Source organism: Desulfurococcus amylolyticus Z-533 (assembly GCF_000513855.1).
GTDB classification, from domain to species: Archaea; Thermoproteota; Thermoprotei_A; order Sulfolobales; family Desulfurococcaceae; genus Desulfurococcus; species Desulfurococcus amylolyticus.
In genome coordinates, this window is the sequence record NZ_KI911318.1 from 839,479 (window position 1) to 860,628 (window position 21,150).

Here is a 21,150-nt window from a genome sequence, read left to right on the forward strand (position 1 = left end):
TTGATAAACTAGTGGTTTAGGGGTAATGCGTCATAGTCGTCAGTGGAAGATAAGAGAACTATTTCCGAAAAACATGGGATTAAGCTGATAGCTATGTTGGTGACAGCTTTATTCCCAGCTGTTTTCTTACTTCATCAGTAATGAATATTACCAATGGAACAATTGCTATATACATCCATGCTTCAAGGGTTAGCGGAACAGTGTTGAAGAATCTGTTGAGAGGCGTGTATACTATGATTAACTGTAGCACTAGCGAAGCTAGTAGTGCTGGCACCAACCATTTATTAGGTTTAAGTTTCCATATATTCAGATTCTCGCTTCTTGATACTAGTGCACGCCCAAACTCTGATATTGCTATGGTTGTAAACACTACTGTTTCAGCAAGGATTCTAGAGGTCGGCTCGAAGATACTGTATAACAACAGGGCGAGACCACCTAATAGCGAGCCCATTACTACATAGTACAGCATCTTCCTCATAGTTATAAGCCTATCCTTGCTACTCCTAGGTGGTTTCTCAAGTATGCCTGGTTCAGGGGGTTCCATACCCAGCGCTATAGCTGGGAAAGCATCCGTTGTGACATTTATCCAGAGCAGGTGTATGGGTTCTAACGGCGGTGGCATCCCGGCTAACGATGCACCGAACACGACTGCTATCTCGCCCATGTTGCATGAGAGGAGGTAGTTTATGGTTTTCTTTATATTCTCATATATTACTCTACCCTCCTTTATAGCATCGATTATCGTTACAAAGCTATCATCGAGTAGTATCATTTGTGATGCCTCCTTAGCTACCTCTGTACCCCTGATACCCATGGCTACACCTATATCAGCTATTTTCAGGGCCGGTGCATCATTGACGCCGTCCCCAGTCATCGCTATTCTATAGCCCTTGGCCTTTAGAAGCCTCGCTATCCTCGCCTTATGCTCTGGTGTCACTCTCGCGAAGATCTTGATCTTATCAACTACTTTTAACAACTCTTCATCACTCATTGAGTCCAATGTCTTACCCTCCAAGACCTCATCATCTGAGGCGTTAAGCCCTATCATTCTACCAACAGCCATGGCTGTAAGCTTGTGGTCTCCTGTAACCATTATCACTTTTATACCAGCTTTCCTAGCTGTTTCAACGGCTTCCCTAACGCCCTCTCTCGGTGAGTCTATTATCCCCATAATAGAGTAGAATACCATATCCCTCTCGATATCGCCTGGCTCAGCATTCTCTAGGTCTATGTTATCCAGTACCCTGATGGCTACACCATATGTTCTAAACCCATTTGAAGCCATGCTCTCAATATACTTTAATAACTCTTTTCTACGTTCCTCAGTGAGTAATTCCTCATCATTCCCCACAGCGATACTCCTGGATACCTCTAAAAGGAGGTCCGGGGCCCCTGAGGATACGGCAATGTATTTATTGTTAAACCTATGTATCGTCGTCTTTCTCTTCCTAAACCTGTCGAATGGAATTGTTTTAACAATGGGAAACTCCCCAACGGCTTCCCTAACGCCTTTCTCGCCGAGCACTTTATATGCTAAAACCAGTGCAGCACCCTCGGTTGGTGATCCTTTGATAACCCATGTATTATTTTCCATGGTTAGTGATACATCGGGGGAGATATGGGCTGCTAGTAGCTTGGCTAGGAAAATGGGTTTATTGCTACCGCCGTTCAGAGGCTTCACTTCTCCACGGGGCTCGTATCCAACGCCTTCAACATCGTACTCTACACCTGCAGCCATCAGCTTCTTAACTGTCATCTCGCCCTTTGTTATAGTCCCTGTTTTATCCGATAATATCACGTTAACGGAGCCTAGGGTTTCCACGGCTGCAAGCCTCCTAACTAATGCCTTCTTCTCAGCCATCTTCCTGGCCCCAATTGCTAAAACAGCTGTAGCTATTGCTGGAAGTCCCTCAGGTATTGCTGCAACAGCTAGTGAGACAGCCAGCATGAATGCGTCGAGCAGGGAGGCCTCTTCCTTGAACACCATTACCGCGAAGACTATGAGTGATATCAGTAGGAGCGCTACCCCTATTCTCTTACCGAAGTAGTCCAGCTCCTCCTCTAGGGGTGTCTTCTCCTCTTCACTACTGGTTAGTTGGGCAGCTATCTTACCCAGCTCTGTAGAAGCCCCGGTCGCTACTACGACTGCTTTACCGCGCCCCTTAACAACATGGGTACCCATGAAGACCATGTTTACTCTATCGCTTACTGGTGTATCTGGCTGAAGTATTTCATCAGGGTCTTTCTCGACAGGCACTGACTCTCCTGTTAATGGGGATTCATCGATCTCCAGCATCTCAGCCTCCACGAGTCTAGCGTCAGCTGGAACGATGTCCCCTTCGCGAAGCAGGATTACATCGCCTGGTACTATATAGGTCGACTCCACCTCATTGACTTCACCGTCTCTGAGTACTCTAGCTATGGGTGTTACAAGCTTCTTTAGCGCTTCCAATGTCTTTTCAGACCTGTACTCCTGGATGAATCCCATGAAGCCCATCAAGATAACTATGGCGATTATTGCTATTGAGTCGAGTAGTTCTCCAAGAGCCATGGATATAACCGCGCCCACGATGAGTATCAATATCAGGAAGTTAGTGAATTGTGAGAGAAACATTTTAAACACGGATTTCTTCTTAACCGGTATCATGTTGGCACCGTATCTAGCAAGCCTTTCCAATGCCTCTGAGCTGCTCAATCCATTTGTTAAATCTGTTTCAAGCTCTTTCACAACACTATTAATATCTCGACTATGCCAGCTCTTATCAGCACTCATCATGAAACACCTAGAGAAAAATAGCAGGAGTAATCCTTATATACATACATAGAAAGACATGTTCGAGATTTCTCTTGCATAAATAATCTTTTTTAATCCAGGCAGATACCATATTGGTCTAAAACCTTTAGAGAGCAGGAAGTTCTTGATGCCGTCGTTTACCGACCATATATATCTGTACCCTTTAAACCTCAAATACGCTAGGGGGAACACTAAGGGTTAACTCTATATTAATGGAATTCATTCTCAAGATCACTGGCACTGATATATCAGAATTGAAAAGTGAGCTATATATGGTGGACGATTAACTATATAAGGCAACCCATATGATTTATATGGATATACGGTGAATGGGGCCGTCGTCTAGCCTGGCTAGGATGCCGGCCTGGGGGGAGTACCCCCGTGGCCCAGGACTCCCGGAGCGCCGGTGGTCCCGGGTTCAAATCCCGGCGGCCCCATTAATTAAAAATTATTGTTGCTGATTAATCAGTGATCTCACTTTCTCGATGAATCTTTCCCTATTCACGATGAATCTTTCATGTGTTCCCTCGCCTAGTGTTATTGTTCCCCAGTAGGCTTTAACCTCGAAGAGTAAACGTTTACCCTCTACAGTAATGAGCTTAGCGGATACTTTTACTTTAGCCCCCTTTGGTGCCGGGTTTAAATGTCTGATGTTAACCATGGTCCCCACAGTCGTGTATTCCTGGGGCAGGTGTTTCTCCACGCATTTCAACGCCGTTTTCTCCATGAAGGCTATCATGCTAGGAGTTGATAAAACCTGGACGTCGCCGCTTCCAACATGTTTAGCTGTATGTGCTTCTTCGACAACGTATTCTTCCTCACAGTATAACCCAGGTACAACCTCTATCGACATGTATACCACCTTGTTTCAGTAATTACATGTTATGGAATAAATACGTGGTGGAATCCAGGGCGGACATGAGTTTAACTCATGGATTTATTTAAATGCTTTTGAATTTTCTATTGGCGATGAACCGTAGTACAGTGAGGTATCTATCCACAGACGAGAACCCCGCAGCGTTGGACTCGATGATCACCCATGAACCCATAGGGATTTGCTTATCCCTATGGGCGAGGCGGAAGCCCCTAGAGGCAAGCGTAAACAGCCCTAAAATACATAGAATAACCCTCTAGGGACAAACGGCAAACGAGAGAGGCGTCTAAGGCAGGTTTTAAAACCTCCTCGACCTCTTAATACTTAGAGGATGTTGTTTAAGGGATAAAGGTGATTAATGTGAGCAGTGAGCTGGTTTATGTGGTTAAGGTCGGTGATAAAGAGGTAGTCATAGATGAGAAAACGCTTGAAGTGCTACAGGAATACGTGAAAACTCCCATGGGTCTCGAGGAGCTGGCTGAGAAACTGGGACTGGAGAGCTGGGAGGAAGCATACGAGTTCATAAAGGCTGTACCAGCCTGGATACTCTGGACACCTGTATCGCTATGGCGGCATAGGAAGAAGTGGATACAGGGGAAAATACAGGGTCAACAAGCTTAGTGAGCTAATGCTATGCTTTAGCTACATAACCGCTTTCAGGCTCGTATAGCTCGCCACGTCTAAGCATCTCCCTTATCTCCTCTTTCGCGAATTCTTTTTCGAAGCCTTTCTCGCTGGCTTTAGCGACTAGTTCGCTTATACTTATCTTCCCTACATCCTCGAGGAGCCTGAACACGAACTCCCTGAACCTCCTCTTCTTTTCTCTTTTAGATGCTGATACACCTGATTCTATGACATCTATATCTATACGTCCGCTTTCAACATCTATACCTATCTTGCTCAGCATAACAAGCATGAGCCTTATGGCTTCCTCGGCGTCTTCAACTGTAGCCCTATTCTTTAGCGAGAGACGCGCATGTGCTTCTGTAAGCCTTATTATTGCTTCAAGCTGCCTCGGCGTTATAGCTATCGCGGTTGGCTGGCTTGGATCGCTTGAAATAGATGACTGCCTCATGCTAACGTAGAACTCCTCTATTAACCTAGCTGCCTCAGGCGTGAGCTGTGGACGCACATATCTCCTGGCATAACTGATATACTTCTTGAGCAACGTGAGATCTATTAGTGATCGCGTCTTATCTGCTTCACTATGTACCCCGAGTATATGGCGTGCGAGCCTTTTATCCTGTCCAGTGTTTGGTACATCCCTGATAGTGAATATGAGGTCAAACCTCGAGAGTATTGTGGGCGGTAAATCTATGTTCTTGCTTACAGGCTTCGTGGGATCGTATCTTCCATCCTTAGGGTTCCCGGCCGCCAGGACAGAGGATCTAGCGTTAAGCCTTGCAACTATTCCAGCCTTCGCGATGCTAACCGTCTGCTGCTCGAGGGCTTCATGTATGGCGCTTCTATCCTCCTCCCTCATCTTATCTATCTCATCGATGCAGGCTACACCGCCATCTGCTATTACTAGCGCGCCAGCCTCTAAATAGTATTCTCCTGTCATCTTATCCCGTAGGACGGTGGCTGTTAATCCTGCGGCTGTTGAGCCCTTACCACTCGTGTATAATCCCCTGGGAGCTAGTCTCGAGGTGAATTGAAGTAGCTGTGATTTAGCAGTACCTGGATCCCCAACAAGTAAGACATGTATATCCCCTCTGATCCTTGTACCGTCCTGGAGTACCTTTTGCACACCACCTAAGAGTAAGAGGGCTATGGCCTCCTTGATATCCCAGTATCCGTAGATACCTGGCGCAATGCTCGCGATAATTTTCTCCCTTATCCACGGGTCCTTAGCAAGCTCCCTTATCATTTTCTCGTCTTCATCTGTTATCTCTATTTCCTCAAGGACCTTCTCCTGGACCTCAATATTGTTTGCATCTATGTAGAAGGAGAATAAGACCCTAGGATTGTGCCTCTCTAGAGAGGAGATAGGTGCAACCCTTAGTATCCCGATAACGATTACTCTATCGCCAGGCCTGGCGACGTCGACTATGTCGCCTGTGAGTATAACCTCAATACTCCTAGGTATCTGACCCCCTGGGACCTCCTCTGGTTTCTCCTGGACAACTATTTTCTGCCAGTCTATAAAAGTACTCTTCTCCGGGAGTAGCTCGAATCTACCTGGCTTACCACATATAGGGCAGTACGCTGGTTTCTCAAACCTCTCGCCTATCTCGCCTTCATCAGGGTATATGAATTCATGTATACCTGTCTCAGGATCTCTATGCCTATACGTCGCTTTCACTATTTTAGCATCTATCTTTGTCACTCGTGTAACTATCCCCTCTATCGCGATGAGCTTGCCGATGTAATCACTCGATATATCTCTTATCCTATGCGTCTCAGGCGGGTTTCTAAACCTCGGGTAGAACTTCACTATTTTTCTAGCGTACTCCGGGTTCTCTTTCTCGACAACTAGTTTCACTGCCTCACCGAACCTTTCAATGGCTTCATCAGGTTTATCAAGCACCATGCTTGCTAGGGCTCTATCATACTCTATCAGATCCATGAAGTCCACTGTCAGGCTCTTCTGCCCTGTCACAATCATCTGGCCTATTCTCTCCATGTATTTACGTAGGCCCTCCTTAGAGCGGTATGTTTCCAGGAACTTCTTGAATGCCTCGGTGAGCTCGGCTCCCTTCAGGCTTACCTGTACATCAGCCTCGCTATCCAATTGTTTCAACCCCTATGAACCTCCTATAGTATATATCTAGAATAGTCTTCAATGCGTTGAAGAGTATCTTCTCCTCCTCACTCAGGTTCTCCACGATGTCGGCTGGATAGCCAGGTGTCATGGTAAGGTTGACTATCTTCCTGGTTCTAAACCGTGTAAGAGAGAGCATTGAGTCGTTTATAATCCTCACGAGCTCGCTTACTTCTTGTAGTCGCTTTATATCTGGTGACCTCCCATACTCCTCAACATTCTTTACAAGTGTATCCTTCATCCTGTGGTAGAAATAGCCCTTGAGTTTCTCAAACCTTAATTGATTCCTATACCTATCCTCGTTGAAGACTAATTGCGATAACATATCCCTGCTGATATCATCGTCGACTATTTTAGCCTGATTCTTCGCGGCGAGCTTTCTTGCAATCCACCTTGGTACAACTTGTTCAGAGCCCTTTGTAAGCTCTATAAATCCATCATCTATGAAAACATTGAGATCCTGTGCTGTAACAAGTATTTTAACTGGCTCCTCCTCATACTCCCTTGCGATAAAATCACTTGTAAGGATGCCTATTAATTCAAGTAAACCATTCAAAGCATCCACCATTTAGTTATAATACCCTGAAATCCCTTTAATATCCTAGCCACATTATACCTAATAATGAAGCCTTTAGGTGTCTAGTTTGAGTGAGGAAGTAGAATTATTGTGGGCTGAGAAATATCGTCCTAGAACACTCGACGAGGTAGTGAATCAGAAGGAAGTAGTTGTCAGGCTGAAGAAGTTCGTTGAGGAGAAGAACATACCCCACATGCTCTTCGCTGGACCTCCTGGCACAGGTAAGACCACCATAGCTCATTGCCTAGCCCATGATCTCTACGGCGACGACTATAGGAAGTATATGCTGGAGTTAAACGCGTCGGATGAGAGGAAGATAGAGGTTATAAGAGGTAAGGTTAAGGAGTTCGCAAGGACTAGAGTCGTCGGTGATGTACCATTTAAAATAGTGCTTCTCGACGAAGCCGATAACATGACGGCTGATGCTCAGCAAGCCCTGAGGAGGCTCATGGAGCTGTATAGTGCTACAACAAGGTTTATTCTGACGGCAAACTACCCAAGCAAGATCATAGAGCCTATTCAAAGTAGAACAGCCATCTTCAGGTTTTCACCGCTAAGCAGGGAGGATGTTGTAGGGAGGTTGAAATATATATGCAACGCTGAGAAGATAGAATGCGCTGAGAAAGCGCTTGAAACAATATATGAGCTATCAGAGGGTGATATGAGGCGGGCCATAAACATCCTGCAGACAGCAGCTGCCTTAGGCGAGGTAGTCGAGGAAGCCGTCTACAAGGTACTAGGGATGGCGCATCCCAGGGAAGTCAGAGAGATGATAAATACAGCACTAGCGGGCAACTTCACGGAAGCCAGGAATAAGTTAAGAACCTTGATGATCGAATACGGGCTCAGCGGCCTCGACGTTGTGAAGCAGATACATAGAGAGATATTCAGTCAGGATGTTAAAATACCGGATGAGATAAGGGTGTTAATAGCTGATCTAGCTGGTGAAATACAGTTCAGGCTTGTCGAGGGAGCCGATGACGAGATACAGTTGAACGCGTTTCTAGCCAGGCTAGCTTTAATAGGTAAGAAATTCAAGACGGGGTAGCCCTTGAGCCAGGAGAGAGTACCGTGGATAATAAAATATAGGCCCAAGACCCTTGACGAGGTAGTAAATCAGGATGAAGCCAAGTCAAAGCTACTGGAATGGCTCAGCTTATGGGAGAAGGGGAAGCCTAGTAAGAAGGCAGCATTACTTCATGGTCCTCCAGGCTGCGGCAAGACGAGCCTTGTAGAGGCCCTAGCCAGGAGTAAGGGCTACCAGTTACTGGAGATGAATGCCAGTGACGCAAGGCGGAAGGAGGATATCGAGAGAATAGTTAAATTAGCAAGTCGCTCGGGAGCATTAACCGGGTCTAGGAAGATAATACTGCTTGATGAAGTCGATGGGATGGATGTTAGGGCGGATGCCGGTGGCGTAGAAGCCCTGGTGGAGGTAATCAAGGTTTCTGCTAACCCGATAATAATGACGGCTAATAACCCGTATTCACAGATGCTACGCCCCCTTAGAGAGCTCTCAGAGATGATAGCCTTCAAGAGACTTACTCCAAGAGACGTTGTAACAGTGTTGAAGAGGATATGTGGTGCTGAGAAACTGGTATGCGAGGATCAAGCCCTCGATGAGATAGCTAAGAGGAGTGAGGGCGACTTAAGAAGCGCTATAAATGATTTAGAAGCTACGGCTGGAGCCAGTGAAAGAATCACTCTTGGGCTAGTGAAATCATTCTCAACATACAGGGATAGAACCTATGCACCGTACGAGGCATTACAGAAACTCTTCAACTCCAGGTATATATTCCAGGCTAGGGAAGCCCCAACCTCAACTGATTTAACCCCCGACGAGTTCATGGTATGGATTAACGAGCATATACCAACATACTATGAGGACCTAGAGGAGATCGCGAGAGCCTATGATGCATTAAGCAAGGCTGACGTATACATGGGAAGGATAATTAAAACCAATAACTGGGATCTATTAACCTACGCATTAGACATGATGGGACCTGGTGTTGCATTCGCGAGGAAGACATATAGGTATAGGTGGAAGCCCTTCAAGCAACCCGAGAGAATCAAGCTGATGAGCGAGACAAAGAAGTCCAGGGAGATCCGGGAAGCCCTAGCCGAGCAATTAGCCAGCCACATACTTGCCAGTAAGGCTGTAGTGAAGAGTGATGTAATACCGTTTCTAAGGGTGATTTTCAGGAGCAATCCAAGATATGCTGCTAAACTTGCCGAGAGCTATAGACTACCCAGTGAAGTTGTGGAGTGGCTGGCTGGCCCCCGAGCCAAGGATGTGTTGAACTATATTAAGAAGCGCAGGGTTAGCAAGTAGGATCACCGCGTCTTTTCCAAGCCAGCCCTATATCTTGCTAAGCCCCCGCGTAGGCTATACGCCTTAAACCCCTTACCGCGGAGCTCCCTCGCTAAGAGTAAGCTGATCCCCCCTGTTGTACAATAAAGTACTACCGGCTTATCTCTGGGTAGATTGTTGAAGTCAACCATGCTTAGATGAATTGCTCCCGGTAACGCATCCCTCTTATACTCCTCATAACTCCTGACATCTATGATTATTGAATCGCCTGGTATCGAATCTATTTCCTCACTATAGCCTGGTACAGCCTCCTCAGGACTTGCAGAGAATACATCTACCACCCTGTACTCTCCCGCCATCCTCTCCACAAGCCTCACGTCCAGCCTCTCAATTAATGATTTAAGCTTCTCACTGGAAATCCTGGTAACCACGTGTGTTGGAGCTATTGCACACGTCTCGGCAACCCTGGAAGAGTAGTCGTATAGCCCGATCCTTCTCGAATACTCTATGATCTCCTCTTTATCAAAGCCTATTAGAGGCCTCAATATAATGCTCCTCGGTGAAACAGCACTCTCTACCGCAACCAGGTTGGCAAGCGTCTGGCTGGATGCCTGTGAAAGGGCCTCACCGGTTACGATGGTGTTGTATCCTAGCTCCGTAGCTATCTTGTCGGCAACCATGTACATTAATGCCCTGAGAACCACCTGCCTATAACTCCACTCTATTCTCTCCTCTATCTCGGCTATAAGAGGTGTAAAATCAACTGTTATAAACCTCGGGTTATAGCTGCTGAGCCACTCCTCGGATAACTTCCTTGCCACGCTGAATGCCTGGCGAGAGACCTCGCTGGAGCCCATTACATAGTGTAGGAAGTCGACCTCCACCCCCCTCTTAGCAATCATCCACGCTGCTACAGGAGAGTCAAAGCCACCCGAAAACAAGACTAGTGCTCTCCCACTTGATCCGAGTGGAAGACCTCCGGGACCCATAGCGACATTGCTGTATAAGTATGCCTTATTACCCCTGACCTCAACCTCTACCTCTATATCCGGGTTCTCCAGGTCCACGCCCTTCGAATACGGTTTCAGTAATGCTCCCACCTCCCTGGCTACGTCGAGGGATGTGAATCCGTGTCTTCCACTCCTCTTCACCCTCACAGCAAACTTCCTATCCCTTACATGCTCTATCGTCCTAGACGCTATCTCCTTGGCTAGCTCACCAAGATCCCTGAATTCCAGCACCTGGACCTCCGATACTCTATGGACCCCGAATACCCTGCTCAACTCCTGTAGAGCCTCGACCTGTGTCTCAACAAATATCTTGGCATCAATTACCTTGGCTACTTGCAGAGTGATGTTTCTCCGGGCAAGCCTCCTCCTTATATTATCGATGAGCCTGTAGTAGAGCCTCGACCTAGTCTTCTTGGATCTCAAAGGTATTTCTCCAGCTACTGTAATAAGGTATGTCGGCAATTCTTCTCAACCCTTCCCATGCCACTATTCCGATAATGTTTCATAGGGGGGTTTAGTCCTGATATGGGTTGGTGCTGGTTGATGCCGTTCCCCCATTTCTTTTCCCCTGAATCCCTTCTCGGGCCTGCATTCGGCTTGGGAATGTTCAAAGCGACCCTAGGACATCATGCATCTAGGGCTCCTTGGGAGGGCTGTAAGCCCTTCACCATGTATCCACACTATGTTATCTACCATTTCCTATTCCTAGTTTATAAATCTTGGCACGAAATGAGAAACTACACCAACTCTTATAAACCAAATGTGAAAACTAAAAAGCAATCGAAGACTTAATATTTAGCTTTCTAGATTTTAGTGTCAGTGCACGGGATTCGCCGAGACTACGGGGCTCTCGGAATGTATGGTATTGGGGTAAGTGGTAGGATCAATATTGGGGATAACATTATAGAATATGATGGAGCTAGGAGCAGGTATCGTAGGATGAGCAGGGACGGTTCCATAACTGTATCGTTTGACTTGCAGGGAGAGCATAGTATCGTCGCGGAACCTATTCACTCCCTCTACATACCGGGCTTCAACACAAAGTATATGCTCGTGGAGCTGGTTGATAGAATAGTTGTCCCTCCAAATTCCTCGGTAGGCTTCTTCATCAAGATCCCGGTGGATCTAGGCGTATTCATGGTTGGAAGAGACTTCTATAAGCTGATAGATGTTGCCCCGTTGCTCAATTATTATAAGTACACACTATATGGTCCCCTTGCATCGCTCGAGGAGGTAAGCGGGATCTTATGCAGGCACTGGAGAAGCATGAGTTACAATGGGAAAACAAGCGTTGAACCCGGGGAATGCCTAGTTGAGGCTGAGGTAGTAAACGAATTAGGGGATTCAATCACAGTCTCCAAGATACTTGTGGATGCATCCTATATGCCCCTCTACTATGAAATAAATACCTTCAACTGCTACGCTGGTAAGATAAGGATGGTTGTAAAGAGCAGGGATATCGGGGAAATAATGTATCCCAGGATCCAGCCGCCCCAGGGTTACTTGAAGGCTGATGTTCCAGCTGAACTAAGGCCCCCGCCTATCCCTATAATAGCTTGGAAAACAGAGATGATATGGGGTTTATGAGATGATTAATTTCTCATGGATACTGGAAACAGTAATCAATGCCTTCACATCTCTAGGATTGAGTAGAGACCTGGCCTTAAGGGTGTTCATCGCACTGATTATATTAGCGGTTGGCTACGTAGTGGTCAAGATCATTACAAGGATTACATCAAGGATTCTCCTAAAGCTATACCCAAGGCAGATAACCATTATTGTGCTGAGGATCATATATTACTCACTCCTATTCATACTCATAGTATTGTTTCTCACCTCGCTTGGCATAGACGTATCAGGGTTGATGCTGGCAGGCGGATTCGCTGGTCTAGTGGTTGGTGTTGCCCTTCAGCCAGTGTTAGCCAACGTGTTCGCTGGGTTATATATTATGGCTGAAAAAGTTGTTCAGCCAGGTAATGCTGTGGAGGTGGGCAGTGTGAGCGGGGAGGTGATCTCCCTTTCAATAATGTTTACACGGATAATGACCTGGGATGGCATAATTGTCACTGTTCCTAATAACTTATTGCTTTCCTCAATGTTGAAGAACTACAGTAAGACCATGGCTAGGCGTATTGAGATCACGGTGCCGATAGCGTATGGTGAAGATATCGAGAAAGCATACAAGGTAATAAGGGAAGTCATCGACAAATATCCCTATACACTAGTTGAGCCTTCCCCGGACATATTTGTTTCATCGGCAGGCGATAACGGATTACTAGTGACTATAAGGGCTTGGGTGCCAAGGCAGTATTATTATCAGGCTGCGAAGGACCTGCCCTGGCTAATAGTGAAAGCCGTGTCAAACGCTGGCATAGAGATACCGTTCCCCAGCTCTCAATATGGTTTAGGACACCCCTGAATCTAGGACCAACCAGTAAGTAGCCCAGTGGCTTAAAACCCGATGCCTCTAGATGACTAAGTGGAGTCAGTATTATTGATAAGGCTGGTGTTCACTATATGTCAATGCTTCACCAGGTTCAGGAACATATAAAGGAAGATTTGTATGCAACCGGTTTCACTACTCTAAATTATGTACTCGAATACTTTGAATTAGAGTTGGTGGCAAGTATACGTGATAAATCATTAAGTGATGTATTATCGCTTCTCAACGACCTGGGAAACAAGTATAATTCCATACTCGCTTCTAAACTACTTGTAGAGGGGGAAGTCCGGTGTGTAATCGTCTACCGGGAGCCATATTTAAATATCCAGTGTAGTAAACCGCAGCCTGGACTCGACCCTAAAGTGATCGAGGCCGATATATACATGTTATCCCCGACCCCCTCAATTAAGGATATTTATCCTGCAACAGTGATGAATACACCACTGAAATGCATTAATCAACTATATCTTGCCTCACTATTCTTTAGCAAGGAGCATGCAGTAAAGGGGCTTGAATGCATTGGCCAAGCTGTTAAGGACATAGAGAAGCTACTTGAAAAACAGGCCTTCATAAACAAGAAAAACGAGAAAATCTCCAAATTAATACTGGATAAATTATCAAAGACATTGAAAGACCTAGGCATTAAAATAGAAGCTGAGGACTGGGTTAAAGTACTATGGCTAGCGAACGAGTTGGTAATGCTATATAGTGAGACAAAGGCGTAGTACTCCTAGTTATTCCTCTAGCTATGGCCATGGTTCTACAGCTTATAGCGTCTTTAACTATTATTTTTGTTTTTCACATTGGTTTATGGTTGTTGATATTGATCTTCTACGACTACTACGTATACTTTTCTTCTCATGTAAATATACTTTGCCAGATCTTCTAGAGTTCTTGTTGGCACTTAAAGGAGATTACCCTGAACATTCCCAAGCCGAATGCAGGCCCGAGAAGGGATTCAGGGGAAAAGAAATGGGGGAACGGCATCAACCAGCACCAACCCATATCAGGACTAAACCCCCTAGTTAGGGGTGGGGCTCGGGTCTGGTGAATACCTGTGATTACCTGTAGATATTTCTGGCTACCTGCTTCACCCCTTATGTCTAATTCCCCCGCTTCATCTGGCGTCACCCTTCACAGCGGGGGAATACCCCGTATACCCACCCAGAGAATACCGGGAGAAAAGTAAAAGGTAATAGTCATCAAAGGAAAACAAGTGAAGACGCCAAGAGAATAAACACATCCAAAAATATCCAAATTAGAAAGGATTTAGAACCCGCAACAGGCTACTGTAATGATGACTTCAATCATCCCGGAGATATACGTAATACCGTATATCTCTATACTCCTGGTGAACACGGTGTGGAACATGAGTGGTAGGGTTGAGAATTGCGCCGGCACCATACTGCCTGTGCTGCCAACCAGTATCGGGGCATTGTTCACTTGGATCCCGTCGACCAGTATTCTCGTTATGTTTATACGTGAGCTATACGTGTACACTACGAGCTCCACCAGTATACCACTTCCCGTGTAGTTGACTAGCAATGCCTCATGAGGGCTTGAAGTGGAAATGTTTACCACGTAGATACTGGTATTCCTGAAGCCCGTGAAGACTTGTGACATGTATTCTGCCTCGGCAAGACTCCATGCTATAAAATTACCTCTTTCAGTAAACACGCCTAGGACGGCTCTATCATTCACTAGTGAATCAGCCACGCTACCCGGTAATGTATAATTAATGCTTGAACCAGGCTCTATTGCTATATCTACTGAGTGATCCTCGTAGATTATGCTCGTCGAGTTGTAGACTACTATATCCCTAATGATAGTATATGTGCTGGAACCTATTATCACAGTGTCACCGTGGAGCCTGAAGAATAATTTCTCACTACTCCTTGACGCCTCATCGCTTGCATAGTTGTTCAGCTCGGTTAGAATAGTTTCGGCCTGCTTAATCAAGCCTATGTATAGCCCGCTCCCGGCTGTTAACAATAGTGTTAAAGCTATAGCACCGTATACCTCGACCTGGAGCCTCATGGTGAGACCACCACCCCAGCTATTATTACTCCATCAATGTACATGTAGACCGGGGGCTTGAGCACTAGCGGCTCTGGATATATGCATGTCCTTGACTCCGTGAAACCGCATTTAGCCAGTAGATCTATCCTGACACCGGTTGAATCATACAGGTATAGCTTGCCAGGGGGTTTCCCAATATATATGAGGACCCTGTAGCCCTCGTTGCTTCTAACCAGGTAGAGTAATCCATGATTCGCCGCTATCCGTGTCTCCATGGCTATTGATGCACTTGTTAAGCCGGTGTTAACCAGGTATACTAGGGCTGGTACTATGGCTAATAATAGAAGTATTGAGGACACTATATTGCTCAACCCCCTCGTATACGACACCTCCTCAAGGCGCTACTCTACTAGAGTCTAATAAGGAGTCATAGAAGCCCGTAGATGAATACTAGTAGTCCAGGTACCAGTGTACTAATGTTTCTTCCAAGCATTAACTTTGAAGAAATGAATCCCGTGGCGAGAATGCTTGAATAGGCTACCTGCAGTGTGATTGATGTGAATGGGGCTATGGTTAAGAGAGTCTTAATCAGGAACGGAGTGGATAGTATGGCTGTAATCATTATTGTCAGGCCGGCTAGGTATGAGCGTAGAGTTCTCAGCAGGTCATTGGTGAAAACCGTGAACAAGGTGTAGACATCTGGCTCTACCTCACCGAGTGATCTATGGAATCTAAGGGTCTCACATACATAATCTATTAACCAGGTACGTATAGGCTTTGAGCCCAGGTGTGAGAGGAGTTCGTCATCGACAAATATGAGTGACCTATACGTTCTAACATTTACTGAGACGTCTTCAAGCACATTCCTTAATTCAAACGTCTTAAACAGGGCTGTGAGAATCAGTGTGAAGCCTGGTGCTCCAAGAATCATTGATGCAGCACCTAGGTATAACAGGATCGTCTTCTCCATCATCCTATCCGTTAACACCATATATGTTAATGGGTATGTTAAGAGCACTACCCCAACAATATACATCAGTGATAACACTTTGCCGACACTCTTCTCGATGAGTACTTTGAATGGGAGAGGGTAGTTAGGTATAATAGTGGATCCCACTACTCCTAGGATTGGGATTGGGATCAACGTGTAGTATAATATATATGCATCCATTAGAATCGTGAAGCCGACGGTTAATGCTGGTATAACCGATGCAACCACGGCTATTAAGACTCCCAGCTCGCTCCTCTTCTCAACAATCCTCGAGAGCCCACTCCAGGCATCCTTAACCGCTTCACCGGCACTCCTCATCAAATACTCTACAACGGTTCCAGTAGACAGCGCACTGGAGTACTCTATAAAGAATGTCCTAGCCATCCCCTTTAAAACCGAGGAGACAATTCGGAGTGCATCTCCTACTCCAATAATCTTTTCCAAACAAGTGAATTTCTCCCCGATTACCCTGAACCCCTTGAATACCCTGGACTCGGAGACGTATCTAAGTAGCTCCAATGGCTCGAGACCTGTTCTACAAGTAGCCGAAGCCATGACTATGAAGAAAGCCAGCTCCTTGTCCACGAGTCCATGAATCCCCCTGGCCTCCGCTAATTTATCAAGTACTGGAAGCCAGGCAATAATGATCAATAGTGGTACCACTGTAAGTATTAGAGTGCCCGGGCTCTGTGACGCTGAGGTTAAGAGGATCACTAGGATTCCTTCGAGTGTTACCGCTATAGCACTCTTCAGCTTCCACGGGGCTTCCAAGTACTCCTCTAACCCTTCATCAAGAAACACCGTCCAACCTCTGTAATAATCGACTACTTTATCTATGAGTCTCCCGAGCATCCTCTTCACAGGGCCCCACCGATCCTGCGGCTTCGCTTGAGGATCTCTTCTAGCGTTATGTCTAAGCCATCCCTCTCCCTAACCCATATATCACTGTATTCCACGCTATCTCTCCCGGGGTCATATGTTAACTCTACTACACGGGTGAGTATCCTCCTAGGGTTATCTGAGAAGCCCATGAACGCTACAGCCGTGAACATCCCGACCTGGCTTGGAGTAAGACTTATAGGGTGGGAGATCAGCCTGGTCACCACCTCCCTAGGGGTACCGCCGTGAAATGTTGTTAAACCACTCATCCCGGAGAGCATTGCCTGCACCAGCACCTGCGCCTCAGAGCCTCGCGTCTCACCTATCACTATCACCCTGGTGGCTGAGGACCTCAAAGCTGCTTTAGCCAGTGTGAACAAGTCTACTCTGACGCTACCTGTTTCAACAGTAGTGTATCTTGCCCAGGCACTACCCGGAGGTGGATCTATCTCTCCAGTATCTTCTATGATGACTACCTTCCACTCCAACGGGATATATGAGTAGAGTATGGATCTAAGCAGTGTTGTTTTACCGGAACCCGGGGGCCCGGCTATTATGAGGCTCATTCTCTTATTTATCAGTAACTTAAAGTATTCTGCAACAGCCAAGGGCAACGCTTTCTCCTTCACCAGCTCATCAATTGAGGGTGGCTTACCCGGCCTCTTCCTCACAACTATCTCTGGATGCTGGTATGCCACTATAGGTGATACAAGGTGTACCCTGTGACCGCCATCCTCGATTGGTAGCTGTGCATCCACTATTGGCCTAGAAGCCGAGATATAAGTGTTACACTTTAATGCTATTAACTGCTGTAGCTCCACAAGCTCTCTTATTGATTCAACCCTGAGATTAGTCTCTATGAAGTCTACCCTTGGATCAATGCTGGCCAACCTATGCCTAACCCATATGGTGCCGGGCCCCGTTATTGATATATCCTCGACGTATGGATCATCAAGTAACACCTGGAGAACCCTGTAGCCGAGGATCATCTTCAATACGTATTCAACCTGGGGGCTGCTCTCCCTGGGGATCCCCAGGATCATTGATGCTACATCAGTCACCGGGACTCCTCTACGTATGTGGAGCAAAATGTCTCTAAGCCTCGACTTAACTAGGTTTACTAGCTCTTCATCCACGAGTAACCTGGCTTCATATCTGAATACTCCATCACCGTGTTTCACAAGCCTAACCATGTAGCCTCCAACACGGTACTCTGCGACAATCATACCAGTGTCCCGGGAGGAGATCCCATTCTCCCCTGGATCACTGGATCCGGGCCAGCATCGACCAATGTCTCCACATAGTGGTTCGGAGGGCTTGAAGGATGTGTGCAAACAGGGTCACCTTGTGGAGAAAAAATTAATGGTAAGCCGGGCTTAACCTCCTGTGGCGAAGACGACTTGCGAACGCCCGGTTGCTGAATCAGTCACGTTGACAAGTATCCTCGATATTGTGACACCATTTTGTAGAGGCACTGTGAATACTAGCTGGACATCACTCTTACCGCTGGCTACCTGGGGCGTTAATGGTGGTGTATAAGTGGAGCCGTTGGAGAATACTATGGTTACACTGTTAACGCTAATGCTTGAGGGTAATAGGTTGCTGACAACCAATGTGATTACACCGATTCCGGGGGAACCATATGTAATACTATACCTGGCCACAGCCATATCTGTTGATGGAAGCTTAGTGCTCTGGTAATCGATGTAGGACTTGATGCCGAATGCGGCAACTACAGCGATCAATATCATTACTATTACAGCTATGACCTCACTAATACCCTTGACCCCACGCCTCATACAACCACCACGAGTCGATCTAAGGGTAGGAGTCAAATAAGGAGTGTTCGATAACCATTTCTGGATTATAGGTCTTCCAACACCTCTTGCGGAAAAGAAGCTTGATAGGGTCATTGAGTTGTGGAACTTAAAGTTGCTGGCTTAATTTATTATTTGGTATCCCTGGTTCTCCATGATGGTACCCTGGATTGATACGGATTTAACAATCTTATTCTTTGAGGCGTGTTTGCCACAGCTTGCAACCCCTGTGTTCTAGTCTGCCTCCTCTCCTCTATTGTTCTCATTGCTCTGAGTACGGTGTATAATAGTATGCTGGCACTCCTCGTGATCACCGGGCCCACTCCACCCAGTAATCCTATTATATTGGGTAGTATCATATATATGAATACACTGGTTAAAGCCTGCCCTGCTACACCGACCTGAGTGCTCCAGGTCCTCATGAACACTGCTGTTAAGGGGCCCGCGAGAACCAGGCTGCCCCAGAGTCCTATTACCCTTTTCATTGCCCCACGTAGAGCCGGGTGGAGGTATGCGACTGCCAGTATTGGTGTTGAAACTGTTATGGTGAGTATGAGCCAGTGCCTGATCACGACTAGCGCGGAGGCTGAGGCAAGCATAATGGTTAATACAACGGCTAAATTCGCTGCTACAGGTATGAAGAAGCCGAGCGCCACTCCTGTTGATATAAGTGCCAGTATCGAGGCTATAGAAGGCATTGGATCAACACCCTCAACCACCTTGAGGGAGAGAGCGTTAAGCATGTCAACCGAGGCATTATGGAGATAGGGGGCTGTAAGAGATAGGAGAACGACTATCAAGGCTTCTCTAACAACATCGATGAAGCCTCTCGGCTCACCCTCGAAGACGGCCTGGAGTAGCCTGAACCCCAGGTAGAGGCCTAGCCCACTCATCGAGATGGAGAGCGTTAACTCATAGAGACCCCATTCAGCCGACCCCTCCTCAAGCCTGGGAGATGTAGTGAGCAACTGAAGGTTGAAGGGTGTTGAGACAACCTGCCAGAACATGCTGAAGAACCCGGTTACAGGGGAGACTATTATGTCGAAAGGCCATGGAGGCGTCCACGGTTTATCCGAGACACTTACAGCGATACTATTAAAGCCTGTTAAACCACTACTGTTCACATTAACCCGTATCACGTATGCCCCGCTTGAATTATAGACATGGTTGAGCCTCAAGGAGGAGCCGTCATCGAACTCCTCAACAACCCCATCACCCCATGAAACAGTATAGGAGGCACCATTGATCCCAGGGGAGATGAAGACCGAGAGGCCGACTGCCTCCCCGACATAATAGCCCTGCCTATCAGTGTAGAGGTAGACATAGAGTGGCCCGCCATAGTCTCCATGGAGGCTGCTGCCCAGGTAAATACCCATCAACCCAACCCCGATGAGGAGGATGCCCCCTAGAATACTGGAGATGCCTTCACCGATCCTGCCCATGGCAATATATAATCCACCAATTAGTACGAGCCCCAGTGAAGACGCGTAGAGGATCCAGCCGTAGGGAGCATGCCCTAATATGTCCTGCGATGTATTATAGAGGGAGTTAACTAAGATGCTGGAGAAGCCAGCTAGGAGTAGCCCGGCTACACCCCTGAGGAACCAGGCCCCGGAGTCCCTGTGTCCTAGGGCATGCTTGATGATTGAGACTATTATAACACTAATGCTTAAAGCCCATAGAATCCAGTCGAGGTATCCTAGTAAACTAGACAACATATCCATAGAGATCCCTGGAGAAGGAATGCTTCCTGGAGTGAAATAATCAGTGCGTCACGGCCCTATATAAGGCTATATTAAGTCTAGAACAGATCTAATATATAAGTGAGGTAAGGGAAATGGAGTTTGACTCGAGTAGGATACTGGCCGGAATAGGATCAATCCTCATGGCAATAGGCGTCTTTATCCCGTTGCTGACGCTAGTGGGATTAATACTGTTACTAATAGGGTTGAGGGGTCTCTCAGATACATACAGGGAGGAGGGTATATTCAGGAATGCCTTATATGCCGTGATAATCGGTGTAATAGGTTTAGTGACAATAATGTTTGTAGCAATATCTATAGTAGGGATCGTAATAACCTTCGCTCCCAGTATACCACTGCACATGGCGAGAGGAGTAATTGGTACAGTACTACTTTTCATCGTGGTATACTTTGTCATCCTAGTATTAGAGGCATTATTCTACAAGAAGTCCCTTGATCTCCTAGCAACTAAATCAGGTGAGAAGCTCCTGGAGACAGCAGGGCTATTATTATTGATCGGGGCTGTTTTGACGATCATAATAGTGGGATTAATACTGATTTTCATAGCATGGATAATAGCCGCAGTAGCCTTCTTCAGCTTGAAGCCACCACAGCCAGCCCAGGAGCAGGTAGTGCAGGCACCTCCGGCACTAGCTTAAAGAGCTTTTTTCCGGGGTTCACAGCTTCATGAGGCCTCGTCTTTCAAGGCGTGGAGCTTGTTTGTAAGCTTTTTGCTAGACAGCAATACTTGGAGTTGGTGTACAGCTCATTGTCTCCTAGACTCGCTGTGCACCGCCCGCAGACTGACGGTGGGCCCTGAACAAGTGATGCCGCCCCAGTGAGGGACACCCGAAGAAATGAGGAAAGCTCCAGCAGGAATAGAGTCCTCGCCCCTCAGGATGAGGAGCCTCGTTATGTTGTTTCTGCTT

Annotated in this window: 18 protein-coding genes and 1 tRNA gene; 8 read left to right on the plus strand and 11 right to left on the minus strand. The window is 46.6% G+C overall.

The genetic code is table 11. The features are described 5' to 3' along the window. Window positions 1–91 precede the first annotated feature (91 nt). The gene (locus SPHMEL_RS04375) at window positions 92–2,773 is read right to left on the minus strand and encodes a cation-translocating P-type ATPase (protein ID WP_042667506.1); all 2,682 of its coding nucleotides are present in this window, start codon (window positions 2,771–2,773) and stop codon (window positions 92–94) included. A gap of 352 nt (window positions 2,774–3,125) precedes the next feature. Between SPHMEL_RS04375 and SPHMEL_RS04380 the strand changes: the two genes are divergently transcribed. Next, window positions 3,126–3,231, plus strand: a tRNA-Pro gene (locus SPHMEL_RS04380). Window positions 3,232–3,242: 11 nt separating this feature from the next. Here SPHMEL_RS04380 and SPHMEL_RS04385 read toward each other — a convergent pair. Continuing rightward, window positions 3,243–3,647: a thioesterase family protein gene (locus tag SPHMEL_RS04385; RefSeq protein WP_042667507.1), complete on the minus strand. Its 405-nt coding sequence runs from the start codon at window positions 3,645–3,647 to the stop codon at window positions 3,243–3,245. Between the two features lie 381 nt (window positions 3,648–4,028). On the opposite strand from SPHMEL_RS04385, the gene SPHMEL_RS04390 reads away from it, so the two are divergent. Continuing rightward, on the plus strand, window positions 4,029–4,289 hold the full coding sequence (locus tag SPHMEL_RS04390) for a hypothetical protein (RefSeq protein WP_012608353.1): 261 nt from the start codon (window positions 4,029–4,031) through the stop codon (window positions 4,287–4,289). 10 nt (window positions 4,290–4,299) lie between these two features. Here the strand turns inward: SPHMEL_RS04390 and mcm are convergent, their stop codons facing one another. Then, the gene (gene mcm / locus SPHMEL_RS04395; protein WP_042667508.1) at window positions 4,300–6,402 is read right to left on the minus strand and encodes a minichromosome maintenance protein MCM; all 2,103 of its coding nucleotides are present in this window, start codon (window positions 6,400–6,402) and stop codon (window positions 4,300–4,302) included. Beyond that, window positions 6,395–6,997, minus strand: coding sequence for a DNA replication protein Gins23 (gins23, locus tag SPHMEL_RS04400; RefSeq protein WP_232216812.1), 603 nt, complete (start codon window positions 6,995–6,997; stop codon window positions 6,395–6,397). Before gins23 ends, mcm begins: the two co-directional genes overlap by 8 nt. Window positions 6,998–7,067: 70 nt before the next feature. Here gins23 and SPHMEL_RS04405 point away from each other — a divergent pair, with 70 nt between their 5' ends. Then, a complete protein-coding gene (locus SPHMEL_RS04405) occupies window positions 7,068–8,057 on the plus strand; it encodes a replication factor C small subunit (protein ID WP_420865878.1) in 990 nt (329 codons plus the stop codon). Window positions 8,058–8,060: 3 nt separating this feature from the next. Continuing rightward, the gene (locus SPHMEL_RS04410; protein ID WP_042667511.1) at window positions 8,061–9,341 is read left to right on the plus strand and encodes a replication factor C large subunit; all 1,281 of its coding nucleotides are present in this window, start codon (window positions 8,061–8,063) and stop codon (window positions 9,339–9,341) included. Window positions 9,342–9,343: 2 nt separating this feature from the next. Here SPHMEL_RS04410 and thiI read toward each other — a convergent pair whose 3' ends face one another. Next, window positions 9,344–10,792 (minus strand): tRNA uracil 4-sulfurtransferase ThiI, encoded by a 1,449-nt coding sequence (thiI, locus tag SPHMEL_RS04415; protein ID WP_042667512.1) that lies wholly within the window; start codon window positions 10,790–10,792, stop codon window positions 9,344–9,346. A 393-nt stretch (window positions 10,793–11,185) separates the two neighbouring features. Between thiI and SPHMEL_RS04425 the strand changes: the two genes are divergently transcribed. The 3 genes from SPHMEL_RS04425 (at window position 11,186) to SPHMEL_RS04435 (ending at window position 13,498) form a co-directional block, all read left to right on the plus strand. Continuing rightward, a complete protein-coding gene (locus tag SPHMEL_RS04425; RefSeq protein WP_042667514.1) occupies window positions 11,186–11,917 on the plus strand; it encodes a DUF432 domain-containing protein in 732 nt (243 codons plus the stop codon). Between the two features lies 1 nt (window position 11,918). Then, window positions 11,919–12,749 carry a mechanosensitive ion channel family protein gene (locus tag SPHMEL_RS04430; protein WP_084322152.1) on the plus strand — a complete coding sequence of 277 codons (831 nt, stop codon included), beginning with the start codon at window positions 11,919–11,921 and terminating at the stop codon, window positions 12,747–12,749. Window positions 12,750–12,847: 98 nt separating this feature from the next. Further along, window positions 12,848–13,498 (plus strand): hypothetical protein, encoded by a 651-nt coding sequence (locus SPHMEL_RS04435; RefSeq protein WP_042667515.1) that lies wholly within the window; start codon window positions 12,848–12,850, stop codon window positions 13,496–13,498. A gap of 544 nt (window positions 13,499–14,042) precedes the next feature. Here the strand turns inward: SPHMEL_RS04435 and SPHMEL_RS04445 are convergent. The 6 genes from SPHMEL_RS04445 to SPHMEL_RS04470 all read right to left on the minus strand — a co-directional run bounded on the left by SPHMEL_RS04445 (window position 14,043) and on the right by SPHMEL_RS04470 (window position 20,203). Further along, window positions 14,043–14,810: a hypothetical protein gene (locus SPHMEL_RS04445; RefSeq protein ID WP_042667517.1), complete on the minus strand. Its 768-nt coding sequence runs from the start codon at window positions 14,808–14,810 to the stop codon at window positions 14,043–14,045. Then, the gene (locus SPHMEL_RS04450; RefSeq protein WP_232216758.1) at window positions 14,807–15,163 is read right to left on the minus strand and encodes a hypothetical protein; all 357 of its coding nucleotides are present in this window, start codon (window positions 15,161–15,163) and stop codon (window positions 14,807–14,809) included. The genes SPHMEL_RS04445 and SPHMEL_RS04450 overlap by 4 nt, the downstream gene beginning before the upstream one ends. A gap of 56 nt (window positions 15,164–15,219) precedes the next feature. Next, a complete protein-coding gene (locus tag SPHMEL_RS04455) occupies window positions 15,220–16,635 on the minus strand; it encodes a hypothetical protein (RefSeq protein ID WP_232216813.1) in 1,416 nt (471 codons plus the stop codon). Window positions 16,636–16,640: 5 nt separating this feature from the next. Continuing rightward, a complete protein-coding gene (locus SPHMEL_RS04460) occupies window positions 16,641–17,996 on the minus strand; it encodes a type II/IV secretion system ATPase subunit (RefSeq protein WP_232216759.1) in 1,356 nt (451 codons plus the stop codon). 42 nt (window positions 17,997–18,038) lie between these two features. Then, the gene (locus tag SPHMEL_RS04465; RefSeq protein ID WP_042667519.1) at window positions 18,039–18,461 is read right to left on the minus strand and encodes an archaellin/type IV pilin N-terminal domain-containing protein; all 423 of its coding nucleotides are present in this window, start codon (window positions 18,459–18,461) and stop codon (window positions 18,039–18,041) included. A gap of 149 nt (window positions 18,462–18,610) precedes the next feature. Then, the gene (locus SPHMEL_RS04470; protein WP_042667520.1) at window positions 18,611–20,203 is read right to left on the minus strand and encodes a PKD domain-containing protein; all 1,593 of its coding nucleotides are present in this window, start codon (window positions 20,201–20,203) and stop codon (window positions 18,611–18,613) included. Between the two features lie 113 nt (window positions 20,204–20,316). Between SPHMEL_RS04470 and SPHMEL_RS04475 the strand changes: the two genes are divergently transcribed. Beyond that, the gene (locus SPHMEL_RS04475; protein ID WP_042667521.1) at window positions 20,317–20,880 is read left to right on the plus strand and encodes a DUF996 domain-containing protein; all 564 of its coding nucleotides are present in this window, start codon (window positions 20,317–20,319) and stop codon (window positions 20,878–20,880) included. The last annotated feature ends 270 nt before the right edge of the window (window positions 20,881–21,150 follow it).